The sequence below is a fragment of the Aquimixticola soesokkakensis genome (assembly GCF_900172375.1).
Lineage (GTDB): Bacteria > Pseudomonadota > Alphaproteobacteria > Rhodobacterales > Rhodobacteraceae > Aquimixticola > Aquimixticola soesokkakensis.
This window is the reverse complement of the sequence record NZ_FWFS01000011.1, coordinates 136,480-150,263: the sequence shown is the minus strand read 5'-3', so window position 1 is coordinate 150,263 and position 13,784 is coordinate 136,480. Positions and strand designations below refer to the sequence as shown.

Sequence of the window (13,784 nt, the reverse complement as noted above, 5' to 3'; positions counted from 1 at the left end):
TTATCCTCCCTGCATCGGGGCCAGAATTTCCACGCGATCCCCCGCCGCAAGCCGCGTGGTTGCGCGCGCGTCCCGCGCCACGAACAGGCCGTTCACCGCGGTGGCGATGGCGGGGCTCACAACCCCCAGTTCAGCCAAGGCGCCCGCCAATGTCTGCGCCGAGATGTCATGCGGTTTTGCATTCACCGTGATGTGCATTCGATGTCTCCGGTAAAAAATGGTCGGCCACGCGTTCGGCCATGGCAGGGGCCAGCAGAAAGCCGTGTCGATAAAGGCCGTTGAGGGCAAGCCTGTCCCCGATGCGCTGCAAACGCGGCAAATGGTCGGGAAAGGCCGCGCGAAGCCCCGCGCCGGTTTCGATCACGCTCGCCTCGCCAAACGCCGGATGCAGGGCGAAGGCCGCCCCCAGCATTTCGCACAGCGAGCGCAGCGTCGGCGCGCGGGTTGAGGAGCTTTCGATCATCGTCGCACCGATCATGTAGCGCCCCGCCCCGCGTGGCACCAAATACAGCGGCAGGCGCGGATGCAGCAGACGAAGCGTGCGGCCAATCGCAATGTCGGGGCAGTGCAGGATCGCCATTTCCCCCCGCACCGGCCGCAGCTGCGCCAGATCGGCCGCGATGCCGGTGCAATCCAGATCGACCCGGGGCGGTGCCGGTGTGCCCAGCGTGATCTCGACGCCGCAGGCCTGCGCCGCCTGCGCAAGATCCGCCAGGGCGCGCCGTGGGTCCAGATGCGCCTCATCGGCGAAAAACAACCCGCGTTCGAAGCGCCCCGCAAGCGCGGGTTCGAGCGCGGCGATGCCTGCGGCGTCCAGCGCGCGATGGGCCGTCGTGCGGCGGGCAAAGCGGGTCAGTTCCGCCCTGTCGCGCGGCGGGGCGACCACCAGCGTACCACTGCGGCTGACGGGCGTGATCCGTGCCCACCACTGCGCGGCGCGGCCCCCGAGGCGGGTCACCTGCGCATCGGCGGTTTCGGCCTCGCACCAGGGGGCCAGCATCCCGCCGGCAAAGCGCGAGACGCTCTGCGCGCCGATACAACTGCCCCGCTCGAACACCCGCACCGCGCCCCCCCTGCGCGCCAGTTCAAGCGCGCAGGTCAGCCCCGCAAGACCCGCCCCCGCGATGGTGATCATTCGCCGGTCTCTGCAACGGACACATAGAGGTCGCCGCCAAGCCTGAACTTCTCGGCCATTGCCTCCATCCCCTCTTTTTGCGCTTCGGCCCGAATGTCATGGCTGATGCGCATCGAGCAGAACTTGGGCCCGCACATCGAACAGAAATGCGCGACCTTATGCGCCTCTTTGGGCAGGGTCTGGTCGTGAAACTCACGCGCTGTTTCAGGATCGAGCGACAGGTTGAACTGATCTTCCCAGCGAAATTCGAACCGGGCCCGCGACAGCGCATCATCGCGCGCCTGCGCCCCCGGCATGCCCTTGGCCAGATCGGCGGCATGGGCGGCGATTTTATAGGTGATCACCCCTGTTTTTACGTCATCGCGGTCGGGCAGCCCGAGGTGTTCCTTGGGGGTGACGTAGCACAGCATCGCACAGCCGAACCAGCCGATCATCGCGGCCCCGATCCCGCTGGTGATGTGATCATAACCCGGCGCAATGTCGGTGGTAAGCGGCCCAAGCGTGTAGAACGGCGCCTCGTGGCAACACTCCAGCTGCTTGTCCATGTTTTCCTTGATCTTGTGCATGGCGACATGGCCCGGCCCCTCGATCATCACCTGACAGTCCTTGGCCCAGGCGATTTTCGTGAGCGCCCCGAGCGTTTCCAATTCGGCAAATTGCGCGGCGTCATTGGCGTCGGCGATCGAGCCGGGGCGCAAACCGTCGCCCAGCGAAAAGCTGACATCATAGGCGCGACAGATGTCGCAAATCTCGTCGAAATGTTCGTAGAGAAAGCTCTCGCGGTGGTGATGCAGGCACCATTTGGCCATGATCGACCCGCCGCGCGACACGATGCCGGTCACGCGGTTCACGGTCATCGGCACCATGTGCAGCCGCACGCCCGCATGGATGGTAAAATAATCCACCCCCTGCTCGGCCTGCTCGATCAGCGTGTCGCGAAACACCTCCCAGGTCAGGTCTTCGGCGATGCCGTTGACCTTTTCCAGCGCCTGATAGAGCGGCACCGTGCCGATGGGCACCGGACTGTTGCGCAGGATCCATTCGCGGGTGTTGTGGATGTTGCGCCCCGTGGACAGGTCCATCACCGTATCCGCGCCCCAGCGGATCGCCCAGACCATCTTGTCCACCTCTTCGGCCATGCTGGAGGTCACGGCAGAGGTGCCCATGTTGGCGTTGATTTTCACCAGAAAATTGCGCCCGATGATCATCGGTTCCAGTTCGGGATGGTTGATGTTTGCAGGAATGATCGCCCGCCCCGCGGCCACTTCGGCGCGCACGAATTCCGGCGTGACGCAGGCGGGAATCGCCGCCCCCCAATCCTCGCCATCGCGCTCTTGCACGGCGGCGCGCAACTGGGTTTCGCGGATCGCGACGAATTCCATTTCCGGCGTCACGATCCCCGCCCGCGCATAGGCCAGCTGGGTGACAGCCCTGTCGCCAGTGCCGCGCAGCGGGCGGCGCTTTTGGGGAAATTCCGGCACCAGCTGCGCGCCCTTCGCACCGCCGTTGTCCTCGGGTTTGACGGCGCGACCGTCATAGGATTCGACATCGCCGCGCGCGGTGATCCAGGACTGGCGCAGCGGGGCAAGGCCCTGCGTGATATCCGTCGCGATCGCCGGATCGGTGTAGGGACCGGAGGTATCATAGACCGGCAGGGGCGCTTCGCCCGCCGTCGGATGCACATCAATTTCGCGCATCGGCACGCGCAGATCACGGTACAGATCCCCTGCGACGTAAATCTTGCGCGAGGCGGGCAACTGTCCGGTGGTAATTTTAGGGTTGGGGATATTCATTTTGGCGCTCCTTAAGCTCAAGTCTCAAAAAGACACCAGATGAGCGTGGGGAGGAGCGAACGGCAAAAGACCGTCACGTCAGGACAGACACGGGGCCACAAGCCCCGATGTACCCTTAGCTTCCTACGCCAGTATCAACTGGGTCAGGTTCAAAGGGTCGCGTCACCGGGCAAATGCCCTATCAGCCTCTCAGTCCCTTGGGCGGGACTCCCCTGCGTGCGGGTTTTATAGGTCGCAAGATTTGCTTTGGCAAGATGAGCCGACAGATGCGCGCTGCAACCCCATCGGGATCTTTGCTTGACACATGGCCCTGCCAGACGATCAGATCGCGGTCTGCGACAGGCCGCGCGCCCGTGACATGTCACGGCCTCAAACACGGGCCAAGACAACAAAAACGGCGCCAGACAAAAGGAATAACTTCATGAGACTTCAAGGAAAATCGGCGCTTATCACCGGCGCGGCCCGCGGCATCGGTCGCGGCTTTGCCCAGGCGTATATCGATCAAGGAGCCAGCGTGGCCATTGCCGATATCAACCGCGAAGCCGCCGAGGAAACCGCCCGCGCCTTGGGGCCGCATGCCTATGCCGTCCAGATCGACGTCTGTCGTCAGGACAGTATCGACGCCGCAATCGCCAAAGTGGTGGCGACCACGGGCAAGCTGGACATCCTGATCAATAACGCTGCCCTGTTCGACGCGGCCGAGACCGTTGATATCACCCGCGACAGCTACGAGCGGCTGTATGCGGTGAACGTGGCGGGCACGCTGTTCACGATGCAGGCCGCCGCGCGCCAGATGATTGCGCAGGGGCACGGCGGCAAGATCATCAACATGGCCTCGCAGGCGGGACGACGGGGCGAGGCGCTGGTGCTTGTCTATTGCTCGACCAAGGCGGCCGTTATTTCCATGACCCAATCGGCAGGTTTGAACCTGATTTCGCACGGCATCAACGTCAACGCGATTGCGCCGGGAGTCGTGGATGGCGCGCATTGGGATCATGTGGATGCCATGTTTGCCAAACTCGAACACAAAAAGCCCGGCCAGAAAAAGGCCGAAGTCGCCGCCGGTGTGCCTGCGGGCCGGTTTGCCGTGCCCGCCGATCTGACCGGAATGGCGGTTTTTCTTGCCAGCTCCGACAGCGACTATGTGGTGTCCCAGACCTACAACGTCGACGGCGGCCAATGGATGAGCTGAACCGACGATCTGCGGGCAAAACGGGGGCCAAAACGGGAGGCACCAGGCCCCGCCGGATCGACATTGCTTGACAGAGACGCGCGCGCGCGGACACTTGCACGCATGACGACCCCTCCGCGCCCCCTTGCCCCCGCCCCCTGCTCAAGGCCTGCGCTATGAGCCGCGGCGTGCTGTCCTCACCGCCTGTGCGCCGCGTCACCGCGTCGGATGTGGCGCAGGCTGCTGGCGTGTCGCAATCGACTGTGTCGCGCAGCTTTAGCGACGATCCGCGCATTTCGCCCACCACCCGCGCGCATGTGCACGCGGTGGCGACCCGCATGGGCTACACGCCCAACGCGCTGGCCCGCTCGCTGATCACCAACCGCTCCGGCATGGTGGCCGTCATCGCCACGCAGCAGTCGATTCTGGCCATGCCGCAAATGCTGACCGCGATTTCCCAGGCTCTGGGACGGCGCGACCAGCGGATGCTGCTGTTCATGCCCTCTGATGAATCCGACGTGCAAAACGCGGTGAACGAAGCATGGAGCTTTCCGCTGGAGGGGGCGATTTCCTGCGTGACCCTGACCACCAGCCATCTGGACGGGTTCCGCCAGAACCGCATCCCTGTCGTGCTCTACAACCGGCGTGCCAGCGGGTTGGCCGATTCCGCCTGCACCTGCCATCACGCCGCCGCCGCCGATGTCGCGCAGCGGCTGTGGCACAGTGGCCACCGCCGGTTCCTGTGTCTGGCCGGACCCGAGGACGCCCCCGTGGGCCGCGAACGGGCTTTGGGTTTTGCCGGGCAGGTTCGATCGCTTGGCGGCGCAGCGCCGCAGATGGTGGAAACCGATTTTTCCTACGATGGCGGACATCGGGCGGTGACGCACGCCTTGCAGAGCGGGCCGCGTCCCGATGCGGTGTTCTGCGTGAACGACCAGCTTGCAATGGGGGCCTGCGATGCCCTGCGCTACGGGCTGAACCTGAGCGTGCCGCGCGATGTGTCCGTGGTCGGCTTTGATGATATTCCCGAAGCCGCCCGCCCGGCCTACCAGCTCACCACCCTGCGTCAGGACCTGACATCCCTCGCACAACGCGCCACGGCCCTGCTGGAGGCGCGCCGCGCCGATCCCGAGGGGCAAATCCAAGAGCTTGACCTGCAGGCGGTGCTGGTCCAGCGCCAGACTGCCCGATTTTGACGCCCCTCTTGCATAATATTTAGGCAAAATCCGTGAAAATTTCACGGCCCTGCAAGAAGCATTTGAAAAACGTCCTTCCGCGGTGCATACGTATGCATAAGCTTGAAGCGCAGGAAACATGCGCGCAGCTCCTCAGAGAGGCGGCCAACCGCCCGTTCCAGCCAACCGCAGAGAGGATCCTTCGTGACCAAACTTCTGACCGTATCCGCCGCCGCCCTTCTCAGCGCGCTTCCTGTCATGGCCCTTGCCGAGTGCGGGATCAGCGATGCGGGGTCCGTGCGCATCCTTGCCAATGATTTCGGCGCGCTCGACCTTGTGATGGAGCGCGCCACAAGCTGTGCGAGCGACACGCTCAGCGTTTCGGTGAACCAGACCGAAGAGCACAAAAACCTGCAGGTGCCCGCGCTCTCGATCAATCCCGCAGAATACACCGTCGCCGTGATTGCCAACAACTCGCTCCCGCCCCTGCTGAACGAAGGCCTCGTGCAGCCGCTCGACGATCTGGTGGCAGAATACGGCGCGCAGCTGACACCCCAGCAAATCATTCGCATCGACGGAAAAATCATGGCCATCGCCTTTATGGTCAACGGCATGCATCTGTTCACCCGCGCCGATCTGCTGGAAGAGGCAGGCATCGAAAGCACCCCCACCACCTGGGCAGAAGTGCTGGACGCCGCCGAAGCGATCCGCAGCCAGGGCATCCTCGAATACCCGCTGGCAGGCGCCTATGCCCCCGGATGGGAACTGGCCGAAGAATTCGTGAACATGTATTCGGCCAGCGGCGCGCCCTTCTTCAAGGCGGGCACCGCAGAGCCTGCGATCAATTCCGAGGCGGGCGTCACCGTCCTTGAAACGATGAAGGCCCTCACCGCCTATATGGACCCCGACTACCTGTCGATCGGCTCGCTGGAGGCGTCGAAAATGTGGGGCGCAGGCGAGGTCGCGATGATGAACCTCTGGGCCAGCCAAGCCGGTCCGCTGATCGACGCCGACGGTGATTACCCCGAGATCGCGCCGAACACGGTGCTGACCGCCGCGCCTACCTTGGGCGATGCGGGCATCCCCGCCGGCGCGCTGTTCTGGGACGGGTTTTCCATCGCGTCCAACATTTCCGACGAAGATGCCGCCGCGTCGTTTCAGGTGATGATGCATGCCATCGCCCCCGACCTCGCCACCGAGCATCCCACGGGTGCAAGCTGGATGATCGACGGCTACGTGCCCACCGATAACGCCGTCGGGATCATGGCCAATGTATCGAGCGGCGGCGTGGCCTATCCGACCCTGCCCTACATGGGTCTGATGCACTCCGCGCTTGGCAATGAACTGGTCGATTACCTGCAAGGCAAGGAAAGCGCCCAGGAGGCACTGGCCGGTGTCGAAGCGGCCTACACCGCCGCCGCCCAGGAACGCGGCTACCTCAACTAACCCGGCCGCCGCGGGGCCTTCCCCGCGGCCCCTCTCGCCGCGTTGTGATCGAATTGCGCCCTGCTCGACTGTGACGCAGGGTGTGAAGACCTGCGTCCCCCGACCTGCCCGATCCAAAGGAGCCCCCCCATGCCGCATAAGGCCTTTGCATGGTTCATCCTGCCCTCCGCCCTTGCGATGATCCTGTTTATCGCCCTGCCGCTGGTCTCCATCGTGGTCCAGTCGCTCTACATCGAACATCCCCAAGTGCTGACGCAGGTCGAAAGCTGTTCGCCCTTCGGGGGCTGCACGATGGAAACCCGCGTCGATGCCGCGGCCACCGCTGCGCTGCGCGACGCGCAACCTTTGGGGCGGTTCAACGGGCTGGGCACATATTTCAACCGCAGCCACCTTGCCACCCGTGAAATCGCGACGATCCTCAAAGACACTGACGGCATTGCCGACAGCCTGCGCCGCATTTACCAACTGCCCTTCTACCGCGCCCTGCTGTTCACCCTATGCTACACCGCCGTGGTGACGCCGCTCGGGATGCTGGCGGGCTTCTGGATCGCGCTGGCGGTCAACCGCATTCCCGCGGTTCTCAAAGGTCCGGTGATTTTCGTTTCGCTTTTGCCGATGATCATCACGCCGCTGATCGGGTCGCTGGTGATCTACTGGATGGTCAACAGCCGCGGAATTTTGGGCAATCTGCTGCAATGGGTGACCCAAGACCCCACGCTGTCCATCGCCGCCTCCGGTCCGCTCACATGGCTCACGCTTTTTCTCTACGGCATCTGGATCGCCGCGCCCTTCAGCTTTGTGGTCTTTTACGCCGGGCTGCAAACCGTCCCCCAAGACACGCTGGAATCGGCCATGATCGACGGGGCCAACCGCTGGGAACGCGTCCGCTTCGTCATTATCCCCCACCTCGTGCCCCTGGCAACCTTCGTGGCGCTGGTGCAGTTGATGGACAATTTCCGCGTGCTCGAACCGATCATCGGGTTCAACGCCCAAGCCAGCGCCACCTCGCTCAGCTTTAGCATTTACAACGACCTACAAGCCGAAAACGGCCAACTCTTTGCCTCGGCTGCGGCGACATCCCTGCTGACGATCGCGCTGCTGATCGTGCTGCTCTTTCCCGTTCTCATCCGCACGTGGCGCGACTTTTCGCGCAAAAGCGCCCATTAAAGGAGGCCGCGTCATGACATCTTCCCCCGCCCGCCCCAACTACACGCTGACCCTCATCGCCACCGCTTTCGTGCTGTTCTGGATGGTGGTTGCAGGCTTTCCCTTCCTGTGGACCACATGGGGTTCCTTCAAGGTCGAGGCGGATTTTTTCAGCCGTGCCGACTGGAGCAACGCCCTGAGCGGCGTCAACACCATCCGCCAGACCGGCGACGCCTTTACGATGGACGGCTACAAAGGCGCGTGGATTTTGAACGACTTCTGGCGCGCAGGGCTGAACACGATGTTGGTCACGGTGGTGGTCACGGTGCTGAGCCTCGTGCTTGGCACGCTGGGCGGCTACGCGCTGGCCCGCTCGGGCTATCGCTACGCCTTCTGGATTCTCATCCTCGCGCTGGTATTTCGCGCCATGCCCCATATCACGCTGGTGTCGGGCTACCTTGTGCCCTTCTTCCAGCTCAACATCTGGGGCACGCTGCCGACCGCGATCATCGTGCTTGTCGCCATCAACCAGCCCTTCACGCTGTGGATGTTGCACAGCTTTTTCCTCTCGATCCCCAAAGACCTCGATGAATCAGCCATGGTCGACGGCTGCACCCGTTTTCAGGCCTTTCGCGAAGTGATCGTGCCAGTCATGTGGCCCGGCATCATCACCACAGGGCTGTTCAGCTTTCTGCTCGCCTACAACGACTTTGCGGTGACGGCGATGCTGTTGCGGCAGGAAAACCAAACCATGATCCCCAAGATCGCTTCCTTCCTTGGCTCGATCGAAAGCGAAGGCAACGTGATGTTTGCCGTGTCCTCCGTGGTCTCGGCCACCGTGCCGCTTTTCATTCTTGTCATGTTCTTCCAACGCCAAATCGTGGGCGGCCTCACCGCCGGCGCCGTGAAAGGATAAACCGATGGCCGACATCAAACTCAAAGGCATCACCCGCCGCTGGAACGATTTTATCGGGGTCGACAACCTCAACCTCGACATTGCGGACCGCGAATTTCTGGTGCTGCTCGGCCCCTCTGGCTGCGGCAAATCCACCACGATGCGCATGATCGCAGGGCTGGAAGAGGTCAGTTCGGGCGAAATCTGGCTGGGGGAGCGGATGGTCAACAACCTCGAGCCCAAAGACCGCGACATTTCAATGGTGTTCCAAAGCTACGGTCTCTACCCGACCATGTCGGTCTACGAAAACATCCGCTTTCCGCTGCGCATCCGCAAAGTCCCCGCCAGCGAGCATAAGGAACGCGTACTGCGCGCCGCCGAAATGGTGGAACTGACGCAGTTCCTCGACCGCCGCCCTGCCGCGCTGTCGGGCGGGCAACGCCAGCGGGTCGCGCTGGCGCGCGCCATCGTGCGTGCGCCAAATGCCTTTCTGATGGATGAGCCGCTGTCAAATCTGGACGCCAAACTGCGCGTCTCCACCCGTGCGCAGATCGCCAACCTGCACCACGAATTGAAAACCACCACCGTCTACGTCACCCATGATCAGGTCGAGGCCATGACCCTTGCCGACCGCGTGGTGGTGATGAAAAACGGCATCGCCCAACAGATCGCGCCGCCGATGGACATCTACAACAAGCCCGCAAATACCTTTGTCGCAAGCTTCATCGGCGCGCCGGCGATGAACCTGATCGAGGGGCATCTGGAGGCGGGCACCTTCACCTCCCCCGTGCTGACCGTCAGCGGCTTGCCCCACCGCCACAGCGGCCCCGTGACGCTGGGGTTTCGCGCCGAAGATGTCGCCGTGGTCAGCGAAGGCGGCAACCTGGCCGCGCCCGTCTATTCGGTGGAGCGGCTTGGCGACAGCACGATGTTTGCCATCCGCGCCAAGGACGATCTGATTTCCCTCAAAGCCGACAAGGCCGCCAGTCTGGCCATCGGTGACGTGGTGCGCGCCGCCGTCACCGCAAAGGTCAGCCATATTTTCGATGGCACCACCGGACAGCGGATCGAGCCGCTGTTGATCCCCGCATAAACACTGCCCGCCCAAACGGACCCCCCATGACACAGCAAACGACCCCTGCCGCCCCCGAGCGGATCAACGGCATGCGCAAAATCTGGTGGAAAGACGCCGTCGCCTACCAGATTTATCCGCGCAGTTTTCTCGACAGCGACGGGGATGGTGTTGGCGATCTGGCCGGCATTCTCGCCAAACTCGACTATCTGGCCGATCTTGGCGTGGACCTCATCTGGCTGTCGCCACATTACGACAGCCCCGATGCCGACAACGGCTATGACATCCGCGACTACCGCAAAGTGGCCCGCGCCTTTGGCACAATGGCCGATTTCGACGCGCTTCTCGCGGGGCTGAAAGCGCGCGGTATGCGGCTGATCGTCGATCTGGTGGTGAACCATTCCAGCGACGAACACGCGTGGTTTGCCCAAGCGCGGCAGGGCCGCGACAGCGAAACCCGCGACTATTACATCTGGCGCGATCCCGCCCCCCAAGGGGGCCCGCCCAACAACTGGCCGAATTTCTTTTCCGGCCCCGCTTGGACCTTCGATGCGGAGTCGGGGCAATATTACCTGCATCTTTTTGCGCAAAAACAGCCCGATCTGAACTGGGACAACCCCGATTTGCGCGCAGAGGTCTACGACATCATGCGCTTTTGGCTCGACAAGGGTGTCGACGGGTTTCGCATGGATGTGATCCCCTTCATTTCCAAAGATCCCGCGCTGCCCGACCTGCCCGCGGGGGTCAAACCCCAGCGCCACTATGCCGAAGGGCCCAAGCTGCACGACTATTTGCAAGAGATGCGCCGCGAGGTCTTGTCGCAGTATGACTGCACCACCGTGGGCGAAGGCAACGGTCTGGATCAGGCGCAAATGCGGCGTGTCGTGGACGAGCGGCGCGGCGAGCTGGACATGATTTTCCAATTCGATGTGGTGGAATTCGACCGCGATGCGCAAGGACAGCCGCGCGATTGGACCCTGCCGGAATTCAAAGACATTTTCGCCCGTCAGGCCGCCAGCATGGATGGGCACGGCTGGACCACCGTCTATCTGGCCAACCACGACTGCACCCGCCCCGTCAGCCGCTACGGCGACGATCACCCCGACTGGCGCGTGGCCTCGGCCAAGGTTCTGAACGCGCTGCTGCTTACCCAGAAAGGCACGCCGTTTCTGTATCAGGGCGACGAATTTGGCATGACCAATTTCCCCTTCACCCGCGTCGCGCAATTCGAAGACATCGCCGTGCGCAACGCCTGGGCGCGCGCGCTGGCCGATGGCACGGCGGATGAGGCCGCATTCGTTGCGCGTCTCAACCGCACCAGCCGCGACCACACCCGCACGCCGATGCAGTGGGACGATGGCCCACAGGGCGGGTTCACCAGCGCAACGCCGTGGCTTGCCGTGAACCCCAACCATCACACGGTGAACGCCCAAGCCGCGCTGGCCGACCCCGATAGCATCTGGCATGCAACCAAGGCCCTGATCGCCCTGCGCAAACGCCAGCCTGCGCTGGTCTATGGCGATTACACCGACCTTGCGCCCGCGCATCGCGCCATCTTCGCCTACAGCCGCGCGCTGGGGGACCGGGGTGTGGCGGTGGTGCTGAATTTCAGCCGCGCCGCGCAGGTCTTTGATCTGCCGCGCGCGCTGACAGACCCCAAAGTGCTGCACAGCTCTGGCGCGACCCTGACCGGGGGGCGCGTCCAACTGGCAGGCTGGAGCGCACTGGTCTGCGCCTGGGGGGCGACATGACGCCCGGCACGCCCGCCCGCCCGGGACTGATGGTGTTGCTCTCGGTGGCCTGCGGGTTGCTGGCGGCGAATGTCTACTATGCCCAACCCCTTGCAGGCACGATTGCAAGCGACTTGCACCTCTCCGAACGCGCGGCGGGGCTGGTCGTCACCCTCACCCAGATCGGCTACGGTCTGGGCCTGCTGCTGGTCGTGCCGCTGGCGGACCGGCTGGAAAACCGCGCGCTGATCCTGGGGCTGGTCACGCTGGCGGGGGGGGCGCTTTGCCTTGCGGCGCTCACCCAGACCGCCGCCGTGTTTTTCGTGGCAAGCCTTGCCATCGGGCTTGGCTCGGTCTGCGTGCAAGTGCTTGTGCCCTATGCCACCCATCTGGCCTCAAGCGCGCGCAGCGGGCGCACCGTGGGCACGGTCACCACCGGATTGATGGTCGGCATCATGCTCGCGCGCCCCGTGTCGGGCTTTGTGGCCGCAAGCCTGGGCTGGCGCGCGATGTTCTGGATCAGCGCCGCACTGATGGGCGCGCTGCTGGCAACGCTGTTCCACCGCCTGCCCGCCCGCCGCCCGCCCGCACAGGACGCCAGCACCGCCATGCTGCCCGCGATGGCCAGAGCGCTCGCCTCCATGCCGCTCCTGCGCCAGCGCATCCTCTACCAAATGGCACTGTTTTCAGGGTTTTCGCTATTCTGGACCACCATCCCGCTCTGGCTCGCCGGGCCCGCTTGGGGCTGGAGTCACGCCCAGATCGGCCTTTTTGCCCTTGCAGGCGCCATGAGCGCGGTTGTCGCGCCGATTGCGGGCACGCTGGCCGATCACGGACACGCGCGCGCAGGCACCGCAGGCGCATTGGCCGCAGGCACGCTGGCCTTTGTTCTGGCAGGCATCGCGCCTGCGGGCACGGGCACGGGTACTGTGGTGCTGGTCCTTTCTGCCCTCCTGCTCGACCTCGCCGTCACCATGAGCTTTGTCATCGGACAGCGCACGATCTTTGGCCTTGCAAGCGGCGGGCGGGCGCGGCTGAACGGGGTCTATATGGCCAGTTTCACCGCCGCGGGCGCGCTTGGCTCTGCTGTGGGCACGTGGATCTACGCCGCGCACGGATGGGGCGTTGTGGCGGCGGCAGGCGCGGTCATGGTGGTGCTGGCGGGGGTGCGGTTCAGCTTTGCGCGGGCGGATGCGTCGTCGCGCGCCGCACCAAAGTGACGGGCAGCAGAACCTTGCGCGGCCCCTCTTCCCCCTGCCCCAAGGCCGCCATAAGCGCGGCCACGGCCCGCGTCACCATCGCGCCGCGATCCTGTCGCACAGTGGTGAGGTTGAAGCTTGGCCAGGCGGCGGCGGTCACATCGTCAAACCCCACCACGGCGACATCCTCGGGGACGCGCAACCGGCAGGCGCTGCGGATGACATCCAGCGCGGCAAAGGCCATGTGATCATCGGGCACAAACAGCGCATCGGGCGGATCGGGACGGTCAAACAACCGCAAAGCCGCCGCGCGGGCCGTGTCGTAGTGATAGTCCCCCGCCGCGCTCAGCGCGATCTGGGCACCCGCTTGCGAGAGGGCCTCTTCAAAGCCCGCCACGCGGTCGCGATCGGTCGAGGCATTGGCAAACCCGCGCAACAGGGCGATGCGTTTGGGCGCGCCCTCCAGCAAGGCCTGCGCCGCCATCCGCCCGCCGGTGTGGTTGTCACTTGTGACCGACCGCAACCCGCTGTCGGGCTGGTCGCGATTCACCAGCATCACCGGAATCGACAGCCCCACGCAGCGCTCGGTCAACACGGACGACAGCGACACAGACACCAGAACCAGCGCATCGACGCGGTAATCGAGAATGCGTTGCACCACATCCTCGACATCGCCCACGGTGCGCTGCGCCATGAACAACAGCACGTGATAGCCCTCGTCTTGCAAGGCGATCGAGAGTCGTTCAACAAGGTCGGGATACAGCTGGTTTTCGAAATAATGCACCACCAGCCCGATGATCCGGCTTTTGCCCGTGATCAACGAGCGCGCAAGGATGTTGGGGCGATAGCCCAGCTCCCCGGCGGCGATGCGGATGCGCTCGGCCATTTTGGCCGAGACCGAGGCTCCGGGGGTGAAATAGCGCGACACGGCGGATTGGCTGACGCCTGCCTTGCGCGCAACATCAACGGATGTGACCGGTTTGTCGCTCATCCCCGCGCATCTCCTTTTGGGTTGGGGCAGC

General features: G+C 64.0%; 12 protein-coding genes. 8 read left to right on the top strand and 4 right to left on the bottom strand.

Going from position 1 to position 13,784, the window contains the following annotated elements:
• From thiS to thiC, 3 genes are read right to left on the bottom strand one after another with little or no spacing between them, the layout of a single operon-like run.
• Positions 1-198 carry a sulfur carrier protein ThiS gene (gene thiS / locus AQS8620_RS14560; protein ID WP_085837770.1) on the bottom strand — a complete coding sequence of 66 codons (198 nt, stop codon included), beginning with the start codon at positions 196-198 and terminating at the stop codon, positions 1-3.
• Positions 167-1,135 (bottom strand): FAD-dependent oxidoreductase, encoded by a 969-nt coding sequence (locus AQS8620_RS14555; protein ID WP_085837745.1) that lies wholly within the window; start codon positions 1,133-1,135, stop codon positions 167-169. The genes thiS and AQS8620_RS14555 overlap by 32 nt, the downstream gene beginning before the upstream one ends.
• Entirely contained in the window at positions 1,132-2,928 is a 1,797-nt protein-coding gene (gene thiC, locus AQS8620_RS14550; protein ID WP_085837744.1) for a phosphomethylpyrimidine synthase ThiC, read from the bottom strand. Before thiC ends, AQS8620_RS14555 begins: the two co-directional genes overlap by 4 nt.
• Before the next feature lie 421 nt (positions 2,929-3,349).
• On the opposite strand from thiC, the gene AQS8620_RS14545 reads away from it, so the two are divergent.
• The 8 genes from AQS8620_RS14545 (at position 3,350) to AQS8620_RS14510 (ending at position 12,783) form a co-directional block, all read left to right on the top strand.
• Entirely contained in the window at positions 3,350-4,120 is a 771-nt protein-coding gene (locus tag AQS8620_RS14545) for an L-iditol 2-dehydrogenase (protein ID WP_085837769.1), read from the top strand.
• Between the two features lie 155 nt (positions 4,121-4,275).
• Positions 4,276-5,295, top strand: coding sequence for a LacI family DNA-binding transcriptional regulator (locus AQS8620_RS14540; protein ID WP_085837743.1), 1,020 nt, complete (start codon positions 4,276-4,278; stop codon positions 5,293-5,295).
• A 183-nt stretch (positions 5,296-5,478) separates the two neighbouring features.
• A complete protein-coding gene (locus tag AQS8620_RS14535; RefSeq protein WP_234990508.1) occupies positions 5,479-6,720 on the top strand; it encodes an ABC transporter substrate-binding protein in 1,242 nt (413 codons plus the stop codon).
• Between the two features lie 129 nt (positions 6,721-6,849).
• Positions 6,850-7,887 (top strand): carbohydrate ABC transporter permease, encoded by a 1,038-nt coding sequence (locus AQS8620_RS14530; RefSeq protein WP_085837742.1) that lies wholly within the window; start codon positions 6,850-6,852, stop codon positions 7,885-7,887.
• Between the two features lie 13 nt (positions 7,888-7,900).
• Positions 7,901-8,782 (top strand): carbohydrate ABC transporter permease, encoded by an 882-nt coding sequence (locus tag AQS8620_RS14525; RefSeq protein WP_085837741.1) that lies wholly within the window; start codon positions 7,901-7,903, stop codon positions 8,780-8,782.
• 4 nt (positions 8,783-8,786) lie between these two features.
• Positions 8,787-9,854 carry an ABC transporter ATP-binding protein gene (locus AQS8620_RS14520; RefSeq protein WP_085837740.1) on the top strand — a complete coding sequence of 356 codons (1,068 nt, stop codon included), beginning with the start codon at positions 8,787-8,789 and terminating at the stop codon, positions 9,852-9,854.
• Between the two features lie 26 nt (positions 9,855-9,880).
• The gene (locus tag AQS8620_RS14515; RefSeq protein ID WP_085837739.1) at positions 9,881-11,584 is read left to right on the top strand and encodes an alpha-glucosidase; all 1,704 of its coding nucleotides are present in this window, start codon (positions 9,881-9,883) and stop codon (positions 11,582-11,584) included.
• Positions 11,581-12,783, top strand: coding sequence for an MFS transporter (locus AQS8620_RS14510; protein WP_085837738.1), 1,203 nt, complete (start codon positions 11,581-11,583; stop codon positions 12,781-12,783). Before AQS8620_RS14515 ends, AQS8620_RS14510 begins: the two co-directional genes overlap by 4 nt.
• Here AQS8620_RS14510 and AQS8620_RS14505 read toward each other — a convergent pair.
• Positions 12,737-13,753, bottom strand: coding sequence for a LacI family DNA-binding transcriptional regulator (locus tag AQS8620_RS14505; RefSeq protein ID WP_085837737.1), 1,017 nt, complete (start codon positions 13,751-13,753; stop codon positions 12,737-12,739). The genes AQS8620_RS14510 and AQS8620_RS14505 overlap by 47 nt on opposite strands.
• Between the last annotated feature and the right edge of the window lie 31 nt (positions 13,754-13,784).